The sequence below is a fragment of the Pseudomonas sp. 382 genome (assembly GCF_002759075.1).
Lineage (GTDB): Bacteria > Pseudomonadota > Gammaproteobacteria > Pseudomonadales > Pseudomonadaceae > Aquipseudomonas > Aquipseudomonas vlassakiae.
In genome coordinates this window covers 21,358-37,423 of sequence record NZ_PEMX01000024.1, presented here as the reverse complement: position 1 = coordinate 37,423, position 16,066 = coordinate 21,358, and the positions used below count along the sequence as shown (strand labels likewise).

The window sequence follows — 16,066 nt, the reverse complement described above, 5'->3', positions numbered from 1 at the left end:
GGTGATTTGCACGAGGGTCGACGCTGCTGCCGGGTGCTCTTTGGTCTGTGTTGCGTAACGATTATTTTACAAAATGCCGCGCATGCCGGAAAATCCGGCTCATCAAGCTGCCCTTGATGGGGTTTTTGTCAGCTTATCTTTACGACTTTTGTGAGCGAGGTTGAAAAATCTCGCCGCTTCGAGAGCATCCATGCGTATCAAAGTGCACTGCCAGAACCGCATCGGCATTCTTCGCGACATCCTCAACCTGCTGGTGGAATACGGCATCAACGTGCTGCGCGGCGAGGTGGGTGGAGACCATGGCAACGCCATCTACCTGCATTGCCCGAACCTGATCAATCTGCAGTTCCAGGCACTGCGGCCCAAGTTCGAGTCGATCGCTGGCGTATTCGGTGTCAAGCGCGTCGGCCTGATGCCCAGCGAGCGCCGGCATATGGAACTCAACGCACTGCTTGGCGCGCTGGATTTCCCGGTATTGTCGGTCGACATGGGTGGCAGCATCGTCGCGGCCAACCGCACTGCGGCGCAGTTGCTCGGGGTTCGCGTCGACGAAGTGCCGGGCATGCCGCTGGCGCGCTATGTCGAGGATTTCGACCTGCCTGAACTGGTGCGTGCCAACAAGTCGCGCATCAATGGCCTGCGCATCAAGGTCAAAGGTGACGTGTTCCTGGCCGATATTGCGCCGCTGCAGTCCGAGCATGATGACAGCGAGGCCCTGGCCGGTGCCGTGCTCACCTTGCACCGCGCCGACCGCATCGGGGAGCGCATCTACAACGTGCGCAAACAGGAATTGCGCGGCTTCGACAGCATCTTCCAGAGTTCGCGGGTAATGGCGGCGGTGGTGCGTGAGGCGCGGCGCATGGCGCCGCTGGATGCGCCCCTGCTGATCGAAGGCGAGACCGGCACCGGCAAGGAATTGCTGGCCCGCGCCTGCCACCTGGCCAGTCCGCGTGGCCAGGCGCCTTTGATGGCCCTCAACTGCGCTGGCCTGCCCGAGTCGATGGCCGAGACCGAGTTGTTTGGTTATGGCCCCGGGGCTTTCGAGGGGGCACGTGCCGAGGGCAAGTTGGGGCTGCTGGAGTTGACCGCCGGCGGTACCCTGTTCCTCGATGGCGTGGGGGAGATGAGCCCGCGCTTGCAGGTCAAGCTGCTGCGCTTCCTGCAGGATGGTTGCTTCCGCCGCGTCGGCAGCGACGAAGAGGTGTACCTGGATGTGCGGGTGATCTGTGCTACCCAGGTGGACCTGTCCGAGCTGTGTGCCCGTGGCGAGTTCCGCCAGGACTTGTATCACCGGCTCAACGTCCTGTCGCTGCACATTCCGCCACTGCGCGAGTGCATGGATGGACTGGAAGGGCTGGTGCAGCATTTCCTCGACCAGGCCAGCCGGCAGATCGGCTGCGCCATGCCACGCCTGGCACCGGCGGCCATGGACAAGCTCAGTCAGTATCACTGGCCGGGCAATGTGCGGCAGTTGGAGAACGTGCTGTTCCAGGCGGTTTCGTTATGCGAAGGCGGGGTGGTGAAAGGCGAGCACATTCGCTTGCCGGATTACGGCGTGCGGCAACCGTTGGGCGAGTTTTCGCTGGACGGGGATCTTGCGCAGATTGTCGGACGATTTGAAAAGGCCGTACTGGAAAGTCTGATGGGGGAGTTTCCAAGTAGCCGGGCTTTAGGGAAAAGATTGGGGGTTTCGCATACTACGATTGCCAATAAGTTAAGGGATTACTCATTGGGCAAGTCCGCGGATTAAACCGGATCATTAATAGCCTGTTAATCTTGTGCACTATTCTTCGCGGGCGAGCCCGCGAAGGGCCCCGCAGGGGCCCCAATCTCAAGGCTTAGCCGTTGGAGCAACCGTTCCCCATCACGCGGTATTCGAGAATGTGCTTCTGGCCCTTGGAGTCCTCGTAGGTCATGCGGGCGGGCACGACTTCACACACGTTGGGCACTTCGCTCATGGAGATGACCCGAGCAATGTCCAGGTGCTGCGAGTAACTGTACTGTTCAACCGGAATCTGCTCGACATTGTCTGCTTCGCCGGCCATCGCCGCGCCGCAAAGACCGCCAAGTACCAATACCAGTAAAGCTTTCATTTTCATTTTACCTGTCTAAGGTCGTGAGGGGGCACGCGGCGCTTGTGGCGCCGCGAGTACTGCCAAAGTTCAACTATCAGAATTAGAGAGGGATTAACTGATTGCCTTCGTGGGGGCTGTTTCCAGTAGTTAATCGCCTTGCCGTTGCTGGCGAGGTGAATCTTATGCCTGGGCAACTAAGGGAAACAGATGGCGTTTTGATAAAGTTTTTTTGCCTTTTTCCATAATCTGTAACAATCCGCCGGGAGGCGTTGTCGCATTTTTCCCTTGCCGGGCCGACAGCTGCGGGCTAGAGCCTTCTGTGCCGTTCGCATGAAGATTTCGCTGTCGCGCTACTACCATCGTCGTATGGTTTTTCCCGCTCTGGTACAGTTACAAACGGTTCCATACAAAAACAACTATTACACCGAGGTAACACAGATGAGTGCGGCTCCACTGTATCCCGTTCGTCCCGAGGTTGCGGCCACTACCCTGACCGACGAGGCCACCTACAAGGCCATGTACCAGCAATCGGTGATCAACCCGGACGGCTTCTGGCGTGAGCAGGCCCAGCGTCTTGACTGGATCAAGCCGTTCACCAAGGTCAAGCAGACCTCGTTCGATGACCACCATGTCGATATCAAGTGGTTTGCCGACGGCACTCTGAACGTCTCCTCCAACTGCCTGGACCGCCACCTCGAAGAGCGCGGCGACCAACTGGCAATCATCTGGGAAGGCGACGACCCTTCCGAACACCGCAACATCACCTACCGTGAACTGCACGAGCAGGTCTGCAAGTTCGCCAACGCCCTGCGCGGTCAGGACGTGCATCGTGGCGATGTGGTGACCATCTACATGCCGATGATCCCCGAGGCCGTGGTCGCCATGCTGGCGTGCGCCCGCATCGGTGCGATCCACTCGGTGGTGTTCGGCGGCTTCTCCCCGGAAGCACTGGCCGGCCGCATCATCGACTGCAAGTCGAAGGTTGTCATCACCGCCGATGAGGGCCTGCGTGGTGGCCGTCGTACCCCGCTCAAGGCCAACGTCGACCTGGCGCTGACCAACCCGGAAACCAACAGCGTGCAGAAAATCATCGTGTGCAAGCGCACCGGTGGCGAGATCGCCTGGCACCAGCACCGCGACATCTGGTTCGAAGACCTGATGAAGGTTGCTTCCAGCCACTGTGCACCGAAGGAAATGGGCGCCGAGGAACCGCTGTTCATCCTCTATACCTCCGGCTCCACGGGCAAGCCGAAGGGCGTGCTGCACACCACCGGTGGCTACCTGGTCTATGCGGCGCTGACCCATGAGCGCGTGTTCGACTACCGCCCGGGCGAAGTCTACTGGTGCACTGCCGATGTCGGCTGGGTTACAGGCCACAGCTACATTGTCTACGGCCCGCTGGCCAACGGCGCCACCACGCTGCTGTTCGAAGGAGTGCCTAACTACCCGGACATCACCCGCGTGTCGAAGATCGTCGACAAGCACAAGGTCAACATCCTCTACACCGCACCGACCGCGATCCGCGCCATGATGGCCGAAGGGCAGGCAGCCGTAGCGGGCGCCGACGGTTCCAGCCTGCGCCTGCTGGGCTCGGTGGGCGAACCGATCAACCCTGAGGCGTGGAACTGGTACTACAAGACGGTTGGCAAGGAGCGCTGCCCGATCGTCGATACGTGGTGGCAAACCGAGACCGGTGGCGTGCTGATCAGCCCGCTGCCAGGGGCCACGGCCCTCAAGCCGGGCTCGGCGACCCGTCCGTTCTTCGGCGTGGTGCCGGCGTTGGTGGATAACCTGGGCAACCTGATCGAAGGGGCGGCCGAAGGCAACCTGGTGATCCTCGATTCCTGGCCGGGCCAGTCGCGTTCGCTGTACGGTGACCATGACCGTTTCGTCGACACCTACTTCAAGACCTTCCGCGGCATGTACTTCACCGGTGACGGCGCACGTCGTGACGAGGATGGCTACTACTGGATCACCGGCCGCGTGGACGATGTGCTCAACGTGTCCGGCCACCGCATGGGGACCGCCGAGATCGAAAGCGCCATGGTCGCCCATGCCAAGGTGGCGGAAGCTGCAGTGGTTGGCGTGCCCCACGACATCAAGGGGCAAGGCATCTATGTCTATGTCACCCTCAATGCCGGCATCGAGCCGAGCGAGCAGCTGCGCCTGGAGCTGAAAAACTGGGTGCGCAAGGAGATCGGCCCGATTGCCTCGCCGGATGTGATCCAGTGGGCGCCGGGGCTGCCGAAAACCCGCTCGGGCAAGATCATGCGGCGTATTCTGCGCAAGATCGCCACTGCCGAATACGATGCTCTGGGTGATATCTCGACCCTGGCCGACCCGAGTGTGGTGCAACACCTGATCGACACTCACAAAGCGATGAGCCTGGCTTCGGCCTGACCCTGCCCTGAGGGCTGATCGCCTGTCCTGTGGGAGCGAGTTCACTCGCGAAGAGGCCGGTAACGCTGCCGACGTCTTCGCGGGTGAACCCGCTCCCTCAAGAGGGAGGCCTACTTGAACCCCGCCAGGGCAACCGGCGGGGTTTTTGCTTTACTGTTACCCGACAATCATCGGTAACTCTTCTGTCACCGATTTCGCACAGGATCGGGGCGCAGGGAAACAGGTTCGTGCCATTTCAGTGCGTTCGCCTGGCTGTTCTGAGCAAGGTGAAACGCTGCACTTGCCGTATCGCAAGGGTTTGCCAATAATAGGCCCGGTAATTGCTTGGCTTACAGGTTATTTCTCTCGAGCTCTTGCATGTTTTGCAAAAGCTGTCAACATCGCCCGCCGCGATTTCAAGCGCTTCTGTAAGTAGTTGTCGCTTTGAAGAAATATCGACTACCGGGCTGTCGTTAAAATGCCACTCACTCGCTCGTGGTCTGCGACCTTGGTCGAAACCTGCGCGGCTCGCGTTGTACCCATTCGCATATCGGGCAGTTGTTACCCCTGCCTCGTATTGCCCCGTACCGATGGAGTTACCTGATGAAGAAGCTCGCACTGCTTGGCGCCCTGGCGCTTTCTGTGTTTTCCCTGGTGTCGCAGGCCGATGAAAAACCGTTGAAGATCGGCATCGAAGCCGCTTACCCACCATTCGCCTTCAAGCAGCCAGACGGCAGCATCGCCGGTTTCGACTACGACATCGGCAACGCCCTGTGTGAAGAGATGAAGGCCAAGTGCACCTGGGTCGAGCAAGAGTTCGACGGCCTGATCCCGGCGCTGAAGGTGCGCAAGATCGACGCCATCCTGTCGTCGATGTCGATCACCGACGACCGCAAGAAGTCGGTCGACTTCACCAAGCGCTACTACCTGACTCCAGCGCGCCTGGTCATGAAGGAAGGCACCACTGTCAGCGACAGCCTCGACGAACTCAAGGGCAAGAAAATCGGCGTGCAGCGCGGCTCGATCCACGACCGCTTCGCCAAGGAAGTGCTGGCTCCCAAGGGCGCCACTGTCGTGCCTTATGGCACCCAGAACGAAATCTACCTGGACGTCGCCGCCGGTCGCCTCGACGGTACCGTGGCCGACGCCACCCTGCTCGAAGACGGCTTCCTGAAAACCGATGCTGGCAAAGGCTTTGCCTTCGTCGGCCCATCGTTCACCGACGTGAAGTACTTCGGTGACGGCGTCGGCATCGCCGTGCGCAAGGGCGACGACGCCAACCGCGAGCGCATCAACAAGGCCATCGACGCCATCCGCGCCAACGGCAAGTACAAAGAAATCGAGAAGAAGTACTTCAACTTCGACATCTACGGTCCAGACTCGAACTAAGACGTCGGGTTTCACCTGTGCAATGGTGCAAACAGCAGAGGCTCTGAGGTTTGCACCATTTTTCATTCCCAAGCCCTGAGGAATCCCAATCATGTTGAAAGGCTATGGGGCAGTCATCCTCGACGGGGCGTGGCTGACGCTACAGCTCGCCTTGTCGTCGATGGCCCTGGCCATCGTCCTCGGCCTGATCGGCGTGGCGCTGCGCTTGTCGCCGGTGCGCTGGCTGGCCTGGCTGGGGGATCTGTATTCCACGGTGATCCGTGGCATCCCCGACCTGGTCCTGATCCTGCTGATCTTCTACGGCGGCCAAGACATCATCAACCGGGTGGCGCCGCTGCTCGGCTATGACGACTACATCGACCTGAACCCGCTGGTGGCCGGTATCGGCACGCTGGGCTTCATTTTCGGTGCGTACCTGTCGGAAACCTTCCGGGGTGCGTTCCTCGGTATCCCCAAGGGCCAGGCTGAAGCCGGCGTGGCCTATGGCATGAGCGCGCGCCAGGTGTTCTTCCGCATCCAGGTGCCACAGATGATCCGCCTGGCCATCCCGGGCTTCACCAACAACTGGCTGGTGCTGACCAAGGCCACGGCACTGATCTCGGTGGTCGGCCTGCAGGACATGATGTTCAAGGCCAAGCAGGCGGCCGACGCCACCCGCGAGCCTTTCACCTTCTTCCTGGCCGTGGCTGCGCTGTACCTGGTGATCACCAGTATTTCGCTGCTGGCGCTGAAGTATCTGGAGCGCCGCTACTCGGTTGGCGTCAAGGTGGCTGAACTATGATTTTCGACTACAACGTCGTCTGGGAAGCCATGCCGCTGTATCTCGGCGGCCTGCTGACCACCCTCAAGCTGCTGGTGCTGTCGCTGCTGTTCGGGCTGCTGGCGGCGATCCCGCTGGGCCTGATGCGGGTATCCAGGCAGCCGCTGGTGAACCTGAGCGCCTGGCTGTACACCTACGTGATCCGCGGCACGCCGATGCTGGTGCAGCTGTTCCTGATCTACTATGGCCTGGCCCAGTTCGAGACGGTGCGCGAAAGCATCTTCTGGCCGTGGCTGTCCAGCGCGACCTTCTGTGCCTGCCTGGCCTTCGCCATCAACACCAGTGCCTACACTGCGGAAATCATCGCTGGCAGCCTCAAGGCCACGCCCCATGGCGAGATCGAAGCGGCCAAGGCCATGGGCATGTCGCGCATGAAGATGTACCGCCGCATCCTGCTGCCATCGGCCCTGCGCCGGGCCCTGCCGCAGTACAGCAACGAAGTGATCATGATGCTGCAGACCACCAGCCTGGCGTCGATCGTCACCCTGATCGACATCACTGGTGCCGCGCGCACGGTCAATGCCCAGTACTACCTGCCTTTCGAGGCTTATATCACGGCGGGCGTGTTCTACCTGTGCCTGACCTTCATCCTCGTGCGCCTGTTCAAGATGGCCGAACGCCGCTGGCTCGGCTACCTGGCGCCGCGCAAGCACTGAACGCTCTGTGAGAACCGACAGCATGTATAAACTCGAAGTCCAAGACCTGCACAAGCGCTACGGCAGCCATGAAGTGCTCAAGGGCGTGTCCCTGGCGGCCAAGGCAGGCGACGTGATCAGCATCATCGGCTCCAGCGGTTCGGGCAAGTCGACTTTCCTGCGCTGCATCAACCTGCTCGAGCAGCCCCATGCAGGCAAGATCCTGCTCAACAACGAAGAACTCAAGCTGGTACCGGGCAAGGATGGCGCGCTCAAGGCCTCCGACCCGCGCCAGCTGCAGCGCATGCGCTCGCGCCTGTCGATGGTGTTCCAGCATTTCAACCTGTGGTCGCACATGACTGCGCTGGAGAACATCATCGAAGCGCCGGTGCATGTGCTGGGTGTGAATAAGAAGGAGGCCCTGGAGAAGGCCGAGCACTACCTGGCCAAGGTCGGCGTGGCGCACCGCAAGGACGCTTTCCCCGGCCATATGTCCGGCGGCGAGCAGCAGCGTGTGGCGATTGCCCGGGCCCTGGCCATGGAGCCAGAGGTCATGCTGTTCGACGAGCCAACCTCGGCGCTCGACCCGGAGCTGGTGGGGGACGTGCTCAAGGTGATGCAGGCACTGGCCCAGGAAGGCCGCACCATGGTGGTGGTGACCCACGAAATGGGCTTTGCCCGCGAGGTGTCGAACCAGCTGGTGTTCCTGCACAAAGGCCTGGTCGAAGAAACCGGCTGCCCGCGTGAAGTGCTCGCTAACCCGCAATCGGAGCGGCTCCAGCAGTTCCTCTCCGGCAGCCTGAAGTAAAGGCTGCACCTTTGCACCAGAATAGGGCATGCTGCGCAGCGAGCGCAGCGTGACCCGGCGCCACAGACTCGAACGAACCCAGGTTTCGGACCGCACCCTATGACCACCCAGCGAATCGGTTTTCTCATCTGGCCAAGCACCAAGCCTTTGACCCTGGCGCTGGCTGAGGAAGTGTTGCTGGTGGCCCAGCGGGTGCACCCAGAGGTCGTCTACGAGATCGCCTTCCTTCAGGCGGAGCCCGCCGGGGAGGGCGCCTGGCGCCTTCCGGGCGAGCCGTGGAACGGGCGCCTGGAGGGCTGCCACAAGCTCTTTCTGCTGGCCGACGACCTGCCTCAGCCAGTGGGTTCGGCGCTTGCGGCGGCGCTCAAGCAGCTGGCGCGCAGTGGTTGCATGATTGGCGGCCTGTCCGCCGGGGTTTACCCGCTGGCCATGCTCGGCCTGCTCGACGGCTATCGCGCTGCGGTGCACTGGCGCTGGCAGGACGACTTTGCCGAACGATTCCCCAAGGTGATTGCTACCAGCCACTTGTTCGACTGGGATCGTGACCGCCTGACGGCCTGTGGTGGCATGGCAGTTACCGACCTGCTGCTGGCGGTGCTGGCCCGCGATCATGGGGCGGAGCTTGCGGGGGCGGTATCCGAGGAACTGGTGGTCGAGCGCATTCGCGAAGGGGGCGAGCGTCAGCGAATTCCACTGCAAAACCGCCTTGGCTCGAGCCATCCGAAGCTGACCCAGGCCGTGCTGTTGATGGAAGCGAACATCGAAGAACCGCTGACCACCGACGAAATCGCCCAGCATGTCTGCGTATCGCGTCGGCAGCTGGAGCGGATTTTCAAGCAGTATCTGAACCGCGTGCCGAGCCAGTATTACCTGGAACTGCGGCTGAACAAGGCGCGGCAGATGCTGATGCAGACCAGCAAGTCGATCATCCAGATTGGCTTGTCCTGTGGCTTCTCCTCGGGGCCGCATTTCTCCAGTGCCTATCGCAACTTCTTCGGCGCCACGCCGCGGGAGGATCGCAACCAGCGGCGCAGCAGCAGCCCGTTCGAATTGAGCTCGGCACCGGCCGAAAAAGGCTGAGGTGTCGGTGTGTTTCGGGCGCATGCCTTGGGTTTGATGGTGGTGCCGAAATCGAGCGCCGCCCGCGCGGCGCATCGCGGGCAAGCCCGCTCCCACATCTGTTTCGGGCCAGTCCCTCCTGTGCTGCCAACAGGATCTGCCTTGTTTGTTCCTTTCGATATCGAGGGTTGCGCAGCTGCCTTCCATCAATCTCCTGTCATGCACCAAGGCGGTCCCTGTTGGCTTCACAGGAGGGACTGGTCCGAAACAGATGTGGGAGCGGGCTTGCCCGCGATGCGCCGCGCGGGCGGCGCTCGATCTCACAGGCGCCGCCAAACTATCGGCATACGCCTGCAGCCGTCCAATCCCTTGTGAACACCCGTTCACCCAGCCCTCTCTCTCCCGTACACTGCGCGATTGCGACAGTGTTTGTCGCATTGCCGAAAGCCTGGCTAAAACAGGGTTTTGCGCTGTAACAAGTTGTCGCTTGGCCGCAAGGACAGGCGCGGTTCAGTCCTTACAATCCCCCCATCGCTCGCCACTTCCAGGCCAGCGTTCCTCTTCAGGAGACTCAGATGTCCGTTGAGCAAGCCCCGGTGCAACGTGCCGATTTCGACCAGGTTATGGTCCCCAATTATTCTCCGGCGGCCTTCATTCCTGTGCGAGGCGAGGGTTCCCGCGTCTGGGACCAGTCGGGCCGCGAACTCATCGACTTTGCCGGCGGCATCGCGGTGAACGCCCTGGGCCATTGCCACCCGGCCCTGGTCAAGGCCCTGACCGAACAGGCCAACACCCTCTGGCACGTATCCAACGTATTCACCAACGAACCAGCCCTGCGCCTGGCGCACAAGCTGGTCGATGCCACCTTTGCCGACCGGGCGTTCTTCTGCAACTCCGGCGCCGAGTCCAACGAGGCCGCCTTCAAGCTGGCCCGTCGCGTCGCCCACGACCGCTTCGGCCCTGAGAAGCACGAGATCATCTCTACCGTGAACAGCTTCCACGGTCGCACCCTGTTCACCGTCAGCGTCGGTGGCCAGCCCAAGTACTCCGACGGCTTCGGCCCGAAGATCACCGGCATCAGCCATGTGCCCTACAACGACCTGGAAGCGTTGAAGGCACAGATTTCCGACAAGACCTGCGCCGTGGTGATCGAACCGATCCAGGGCGAAAGTGGCGTGGTACCGGCCGACAAGGCTTACCTGGAAGGCGCGCGCAAGCTGTGCGACGAGCACAATGCCCTGCTGATCTTCGACGAAGTGCAGACTGGCGTTGGTCGCACCGGCTCGCTGTACGCTTACCAGCACTTCGGCGTGACCCCGGACATTCTGACCAGTGCCAAGAGCCTGGGCGGCGGTTTCCCGATCGGCGCCATGCTGACCACCACCGACATCGCCAAGCACCTGGCGGTCGGCACCCACGGCACCACCTACGGCGGCAACCCGCTGGGCTGCGCCGTCGCCTGCGCGGTGCTGGACGTGGTCAATACCCCGCAAACCCTGGCGGGCATCAAGGCCAAGCACGAGCGCTTCAAGTCCCGCCTGGAAAAGATCGGCCAGCAGTACGGTCTGTTCAGCCAGGTACGGGGCGTCGGCCTGCTGATCGGCTGCGTGCTGTCCGAAGCCTGGAAGGGCAAGGCCAAGGACGTTCTCAACGCTGCTGAAAAAGACGGCGTGATGGTGTTGCAGGCCGGCCCGGATGTGGTCCGCTTCGCGCCAAGCCTGGTGGTCGAAGATGCCGACATCGACGAAGGACTCGATCGCTTCGAACGCGCTGTGGCGCAACTGACCCAAGGCTGATCGGCCTGCGGTCCGTTCACCGGCCGGGGCCGTTCGAGGCCTCGGGCCGGTGAACCTCGAATTCCAGTGCGGGGGCTGATGCGCCCGCCGATTTTCCGTGCCGTCGTGAATGGCCCGTTTTTCCAAAGGAGTGACACCATGCTGGTGATGCGCCCCGCGCAAATGGCTGATCTGAACGAAGTGCAGCGCATGGCTGCCGACAGCCCCGTTGGTGTCACCTCGCTGCCGGACGATGCCGCCCGCCTGGGCGACAAGATTGCCGCCTCGGAAACCTCCTTCGCCGCTGAAGTCAGCTTCAACGGTGAGGAAAGCTACTTCTTCGTGCTCGAGGACAGCGAGACGGGCAAGCTTTCGGGGTGTTCGGCCATCGTCGCCTCGGCTGGCTATTCCGAGCCGTTCTACAGCTTCCGCAACGAAACCTTCGTGCATGCTTCGCGTGAACTGAAGATTCACAACAAGATCCACGTCCTCTCGTTGTGCCACGACCTGACCGGCAACAGCCTGCTGACCAGCTTCTATGTGTTGCCCGAACTGGTGAACAGTGGCTGGGCCGAGCTCAACTCCCGCGGCCGCCTGCTGTTCATGGCCTCGCATCCGGAGCGCTTCGCCGACTCGGTGGTTACCGAGATCGTCGGCTACAGCGACGAACAAGGCGAATCGCCGTTCTGGGATGCCATCGGTCGCAACTTCTTCGACCTCAACTATGCCCACGCCGAGCGCCTGTGTGGCCTCAAGAGCCGCACCTTCCTCGCCGAACTGATGCCGCATTACCCGATCTACGTGCCACTGCTGCCCGACGACGCCCAGGAAGCGATGGGCCAGGTGCACCCACGGGCACAGATCACCTTCGACATCCTCATGCGCGAAGGCTTCGAGACCGAGCACTACATCGATATCTTCGACGGCGGCCCGACGCTGCATGCGCGTACCTCGGGCATTCGCTCGATCGCCCAGAGCCGCGTGGTGCCGGTCAAGGTGGACGACACCCCGGTCAAGGGCGGTCGTCCTTACCTGGTGTGCAACGGCCAGTTGCAGGATTACCGCGCCGTGCTGCTGGAGCTGGACTGGGTGCCGGGCAAGCCGGTCAGCCTCAGCAACCAGGCGGCCGAAGCCCTCGGTGTTGGGGAAGGCGCCAGCGTGCGTCTGGTCGCCGCCTGAGCCACGGTGCGCTAGCCGGGAGAACCGGCAGGTATAGAGAGTCATGCGGCAGGCACTGGCCACCGCACAAGGAGATAGCATGATCGTTCGTCCTGTACGCAGCAGCGATTTACCCGCGCTGATCGAATTGGCCCGCAGCACCGGCACCACCGGGCTGACCACCTTGCCGGCCAACGAGGAGCGCCTTGGCCACCGCGTCGGCTGGGCCGAAAAGAGCTTCCGCGGCGAAGCCGAGCGTGGTGACACCGACTACCTGTTCGTGCTGGAGAACGATGAGGGACTGGTGGTTGGCATCAGCGCCGTCGCCGGCGCCGTGGGCCTGCGTGAGCCTTGGTACAACTACCGGGTCGGCCTCACGGTCAGCGCCTCCCAGGAGCTGAAGATCTACCGCGAAATCCCCACGCTGTTCCTGGCCAACGACCTGACCGGCAACTCCGAGCTGTGCTCGCTGTTTCTGCGCAGCGATCACCGCTCCGGGCTCAACGGCCGCCTGCTGTCGCGTGCGCGCATGCTGTTCATTGCCGAGTTCCCTGAACTGTTCGGCAACAAGATCATCGCTGAAATGCGCGGCATGTCCGACGAGCAGGGACGTTCGCCATTCTGGGAAAGCCTGGGCCGGCACTTCTTCAAGATGGAATTCAGCCAGGCTGACTACCTCACTGGCGTGGGCAACAAGTCGTTCATTGCCGAGCTGATGCCCAAGTTCCCGCTGTACACCTGCTTCCTGTCCGAAGCTGCGCGCAATGTCATCGGCCGTGTGCACACCGACACCGAACCTGCGCTGGCGATGCTCAAGCAGGAAGGCTTCAGCTACCAGGGCTATGTCGATATCTTCGATGCCGGCCCGGCCATCGAATGCGAGACGTCGAAGATCCGCGCCGTGCGCGACAGCGAGACCCTTGTGCTGGCCGTGGGCACGCCGGGTGATGACGCGACCCCTTACATCATTCACAACCGCAAGCGCGACGACTGCCGCATCACCGCAGCCCCCGCGCGCCTCGCCGCGGGCACCCTGGTGGTCGACCCGCTGACCGCCAAGCGCCTGCGCATGGGCGCCGGCGACAACGTACGCGCCGTGCCGCTGTCGGCAAGCCGGGAGGCCCAGTAAATGACTACGCATTACATCGCAGGCAACTGGCTGGCAGGCCAGGGCGAAGCCCTGCAGTCGCTCAACCCGGTGACCCAGGCGGTCGTCTGGCAAGGGCAGGGGGCCGATGCCGGCCAGGTCGACGCAGCCGTCAAGGCGGCTCGCCAGGCATTCCCGGCCTGGGCGCAACTGAGCCTGGACGCCCGCATCGAGGTGCTGGAGAAGTTCGCCGAGCAGCTGAAGCAGCATGCCGAGGCATTGGCACATTGCATCGGTGAGGAAACCGGCAAGCCGCTGTGGGAATCGGCCACGGAAGTGACCAGCATGGTCAACAAGGTGGCGATCTCCGTGCAGAGCTACCGCGAACGTACCGGCGAGAAGAGTGGCCCGCTGGCCGATGCCACCGCCGTGCTGCGGCACAAGCCCCACGGCGTGGTGGCGGTGTTCGGCCCGTACAACTTCCCCGGCCATTTGCCCAATGGCCACATCGTGCCGGCACTGTTGGCGGGCAATTGCGTGGTGTTCAAACCCAGCGAGCTGACCCCCAAGGTCGCCGAACTGACGGTCAACTGCTGGATCGCCGCTGGCCTGCCGGCCGGTGTGCTCAACCTGGTGCAGGGCGCCCGTGAAACCGGTGTGGCGCTGGCCGCCAACCCGGGTATCGATGGCCTGTTCTTCACCGGCTCCAGCCGCACCGGCAACCTGCTGCACCAGCAGTTCGCCGGCAGGCCGGAGAAGATCCTCGCCCTGGAAATGGGCGGTAACAACCCGCTGGTGGTGGATGAGGTCAAGGACCTTGATGCCGCGGTGTACACCATCATCCAGTCGGCATTCATTTCTGCCGGCCAGCGCTGCACCTGTGCGCGCCGTCTGCTGGTACCGCAGGGCGCCTGGGGCGATGCGCTGATCGCGAGGCTGGTCGAGGTGTGCCGCAGCATTACCGTCGGCGCTTTCGACCAAAAGCCGGCACCTTTCATGGGCTCGGTGATCTCGTTGCAGGCTGCGCAGGCATTGATGACGGCCCAGGCCGAACTGCTGGCCAAAGGTGCGCTGGAGCTGCTGGCAATGACCCAGCCCCAGGCCGACGCCGCGCTGCTCACCCCGGGTATTGTGGATGTGACTGCGCTGGCCGAGCGCCCGGACGAAGAGTTCTTCGGCCCGTTGCTGCAGGTTATCCGCTACGCCGACTTCGATGCCGCCATCGACGAGGCCAACAACACCCAGTACGGCCTGGCCGCCGGCCTGCTGTCCGATTCCCGGGCGCGTTACCAGTACTTCTGGCTGCGCAGCCGCGCCGGTATCGTCAACTGGAACAAACAGCTGACCGGCGCCGCCAGCAGTGCGCCGTTCGGTGGGGTCGGTGCCAGTGGCAACCACCGCGCCAGTGCTTACTACGCAGCTGATTACTGCGCTTACCCCGTGGCTTCGCTGGAGACCGCCAGCCTTGCCCTGCCGGCGACCCTGACGCCGGGCGTCACCCTATAACAACAGGTCACGGAGCCTAGCCGATGAAATCCTATGAAGTGAATTTTGATGGCCTGGTGGGGCCAACCCACAACTACGGCGGCCTGTCCTACGGTAACGTGGCTTCGCAGAGCAACAGCCAGCAAGGGTCAAACCCGCGGGAAGCGGCGCGCCAGGGCCTGGCCAAGATGAAAGCGCTGGCCGACCTGGGCTTCAAGCAGGGCGTGCTGGCGCCGCAGGAACGCCCGGACGTGGCCGCCCTGCGCCGCCTGGGCTTCAGCGGCAGCGATGCCGAGGTGATTCGGCGTGCCGCCAAGGAGGCCATGCCACTGCTGGTCGCCAGCTGCTCGGCCTCAAGCATGTGGGTGGCCAACGCCGCCACCGTCAGCCCGAGCGCCGACACGGCCGATGGTCGCGTGCACTTCACGGCTGCCAACCTCAACTGCAAGTACCACCGCAGTATCGAGCACCCGACCACCAGCCGTGTGCTGGCGGCGATGTTCAACGACGACAAGCACTTCGCCCACCACGAAGCGCTGCCCGCCGTGGCGCAGTTCGGCGATGAAGGCGCGGCCAACCATACGCGCTTCTGCCGCGAATACGGTGAAGCCGGGGTGGAGTTCTTCGTCTATGGCCGCAGTGCCTTCGATAGCCGCTACCCCGCGCCGCAGAAGTATCCGGCGCGGCAAACGCTGGAGGCCTCCCAGGCTGTGGCGCGGCTGCACGGCCTGAACGAGGACGGTGTGGTCTACGCTCAACAGAACCCGGCGGTGATCGACCAGGGCGTGTTTCACAACGATGTGATTTCGGTCGGTAACGGTGAAGTGCTTTTCTATCATGAGGACGCTTTCCTCGAGACTGACGCGGTGCTTGGCCAGCTGCAGGCTAAACTGGCCAGCAAGGGTGGCAACTTCCAGGCCATCCGTGTGCCGCGTGCGGCGGTGACGGTAGAAGATGCCGTGCGCTCCTACCTGTTCAACAGCCAGCTGCTCAGCCGTGACGATGGCTCGATGCTGCTGGTGGTGCCGGAAGAGTGCCGCAACAATGAGCGGGTCTGGGCCTACCTGGGGCAGTTGACCGCCCAAGGCGGTGCGGTGAAGGAGGTCAAGGTGTTCGACCTCAAGCAGAGCATGCAGAACGGCGGTGGCCCGGCTTGCCTGCGGTTGCGCGTGGCATTGAAGGAATCGGAACTGGCAGCGGTCAATCCAGGCGTTATCATGACCGCCCCGCTGTACGACACTCTGCTGCAGTGGGTCGACAAGCACTACCGCGATCGCCTTGGCGAAGCCGACCTTGCCGACCCGCAGCTGCTGCTGGAGTGCCGCACCGCGCTGGATGAATTGACCCAGATCCTGAAGTTGGGCTCGGTGTACCCGTTCCAACGCCAACCTTGAAG

General features: G+C 62.6%; 13 protein-coding genes. 12 read left to right on the top strand and 1 reads right to left on the bottom strand.

Annotation, left to right across the window (positions count from 1 at the left end; genetic code table 11):
- Nucleotides 1-190: 190 nt before the first annotated feature.
- Nucleotides 191-1,750: a sigma-54-dependent transcriptional regulator gene (locus CQW31_RS22185; protein ID WP_054887057.1), complete on the top strand. Its 1,560-nt coding sequence runs from the start codon at nucleotides 191-193 to the stop codon at nucleotides 1,748-1,750.
- An 88-nt stretch (nucleotides 1,751-1,838) separates the two neighbouring features.
- Here CQW31_RS22185 and CQW31_RS22180 read toward each other — a convergent pair whose 3' ends face one another.
- Nucleotides 1,839-2,093 (bottom strand): DUF2790 domain-containing protein, encoded by a 255-nt coding sequence (locus tag CQW31_RS22180; protein WP_054887056.1) that lies wholly within the window; start codon nucleotides 2,091-2,093, stop codon nucleotides 1,839-1,841.
- A gap of 420 nt (nucleotides 2,094-2,513) precedes the next feature.
- Here CQW31_RS22180 and acs point away from each other — a divergent pair, with 420 nt between their 5' ends.
- The 11 genes from acs (at nucleotide 2,514) to astB (ending at nucleotide 16,064) form a co-directional block, all read left to right on the top strand.
- Nucleotides 2,514-4,475: an acetate--CoA ligase gene (gene acs / locus CQW31_RS22175; RefSeq protein ID WP_054887055.1), complete on the top strand. Its 1,962-nt coding sequence runs from the start codon at nucleotides 2,514-2,516 to the stop codon at nucleotides 4,473-4,475.
- Nucleotides 4,476-5,057: 582 nt separating this feature from the next.
- Nucleotides 5,058-5,843 carry an ABC transporter substrate-binding protein gene (locus CQW31_RS22170; RefSeq protein WP_054887054.1) on the top strand — a complete coding sequence of 262 codons (786 nt, stop codon included), beginning with the start codon at nucleotides 5,058-5,060 and terminating at the stop codon, nucleotides 5,841-5,843.
- Between the two features lie 91 nt (nucleotides 5,844-5,934).
- Nucleotides 5,935-6,624: an ABC transporter permease gene (locus tag CQW31_RS22165; RefSeq protein ID WP_027921088.1), complete on the top strand. Its 690-nt coding sequence runs from the start codon at nucleotides 5,935-5,937 to the stop codon at nucleotides 6,622-6,624.
- Nucleotides 6,621-7,319: an ABC transporter permease gene (locus tag CQW31_RS22160; RefSeq protein WP_099815413.1), complete on the top strand. Its 699-nt coding sequence runs from the start codon at nucleotides 6,621-6,623 to the stop codon at nucleotides 7,317-7,319. Before CQW31_RS22165 ends, CQW31_RS22160 begins: the two co-directional genes overlap by 4 nt.
- A 22-nt stretch (nucleotides 7,320-7,341) precedes the next feature.
- Complete coding sequence (locus CQW31_RS22155) at nucleotides 7,342-8,106, top strand: ABC transporter ATP-binding protein (RefSeq protein ID WP_054887052.1); 765 nt, start codon at nucleotides 7,342-7,344, stop codon at nucleotides 8,104-8,106.
- Between the two features lie 99 nt (nucleotides 8,107-8,205).
- Complete coding sequence (gene argR / locus CQW31_RS22150; protein WP_054887051.1) at nucleotides 8,206-9,186, top strand: transcriptional regulator ArgR; 981 nt, start codon at nucleotides 8,206-8,208, stop codon at nucleotides 9,184-9,186.
- A gap of 554 nt (nucleotides 9,187-9,740) precedes the next feature.
- Complete coding sequence (locus CQW31_RS22135) at nucleotides 9,741-10,961, top strand: aspartate aminotransferase family protein (RefSeq protein ID WP_054886212.1); 1,221 nt, start codon at nucleotides 9,741-9,743, stop codon at nucleotides 10,959-10,961.
- Between the two features lie 138 nt (nucleotides 10,962-11,099).
- Nucleotides 11,100-12,119: an arginine/ornithine succinyltransferase subunit alpha gene (aruF, locus tag CQW31_RS22130; protein ID WP_099815411.1), complete on the top strand. Its 1,020-nt coding sequence runs from the start codon at nucleotides 11,100-11,102 to the stop codon at nucleotides 12,117-12,119.
- Between the two features lie 79 nt (nucleotides 12,120-12,198).
- Complete coding sequence (gene astA / locus CQW31_RS22125) at nucleotides 12,199-13,227, top strand: arginine N-succinyltransferase (protein WP_099815410.1); 1,029 nt, start codon at nucleotides 12,199-12,201, stop codon at nucleotides 13,225-13,227.
- Nucleotides 13,228-14,691: a succinylglutamate-semialdehyde dehydrogenase gene (gene astD, locus CQW31_RS22120; protein WP_099815409.1), complete on the top strand. Its 1,464-nt coding sequence runs from the start codon at nucleotides 13,228-13,230 to the stop codon at nucleotides 14,689-14,691.
- A 23-nt stretch (nucleotides 14,692-14,714) separates the two neighbouring features.
- Nucleotides 14,715-16,064, top strand: coding sequence for an N-succinylarginine dihydrolase (astB, locus tag CQW31_RS22115; protein WP_054886208.1), 1,350 nt, complete (start codon nucleotides 14,715-14,717; stop codon nucleotides 16,062-16,064).
- The last annotated feature ends 2 nt before the right edge of the window (nucleotides 16,065-16,066 follow it).

Bases quoted from the DNA above. Each gene is read 5' to 3' on its own strand.
- CQW31_RS22185 (WP_054887057.1), top strand. From the start codon at position 191: ATGCGTATCAAAGTGCACTGCCAGAACCGCATCGGCATTCTTCGCGAC.
- CQW31_RS22180 (WP_054887056.1), bottom strand. From the start codon at position 2,093: ATGAAAGCTTTACTGGTATTGGTACTTGGCGGTCTTTGCGGCGCGGCG.
- acs (WP_054887055.1), top strand. From the start codon at position 2,514: ATGAGTGCGGCTCCACTGTATCCCGTTCGTCCCGAGGTTGCGGCCACT.
- CQW31_RS22170 (WP_054887054.1), top strand. From the start codon at position 5,058: ATGAAGAAGCTCGCACTGCTTGGCGCCCTGGCGCTTTCTGTGTTTTCC.
- CQW31_RS22165 (WP_027921088.1), top strand. From the start codon at position 5,935: ATGTTGAAAGGCTATGGGGCAGTCATCCTCGACGGGGCGTGGCTGACG.
- CQW31_RS22160 (WP_099815413.1), top strand. From the start codon at position 6,621: ATGATTTTCGACTACAACGTCGTCTGGGAAGCCATGCCGCTGTATCTC.
- CQW31_RS22155 (WP_054887052.1), top strand. From the start codon at position 7,342: ATGTATAAACTCGAAGTCCAAGACCTGCACAAGCGCTACGGCAGCCAT.
- argR (WP_054887051.1), top strand. From the start codon at position 8,206: ATGACCACCCAGCGAATCGGTTTTCTCATCTGGCCAAGCACCAAGCCT.
- CQW31_RS22135 (WP_054886212.1), top strand. From the start codon at position 9,741: ATGTCCGTTGAGCAAGCCCCGGTGCAACGTGCCGATTTCGACCAGGTT.
- aruF (WP_099815411.1), top strand. From the start codon at position 11,100: ATGCTGGTGATGCGCCCCGCGCAAATGGCTGATCTGAACGAAGTGCAG.
- astA (WP_099815410.1), top strand. From the start codon at position 12,199: ATGATCGTTCGTCCTGTACGCAGCAGCGATTTACCCGCGCTGATCGAA.
- astD (WP_099815409.1), top strand. From the start codon at position 13,228: ATGACTACGCATTACATCGCAGGCAACTGGCTGGCAGGCCAGGGCGAA.
- astB (WP_054886208.1), top strand. From the start codon at position 14,715: ATGAAATCCTATGAAGTGAATTTTGATGGCCTGGTGGGGCCAACCCAC.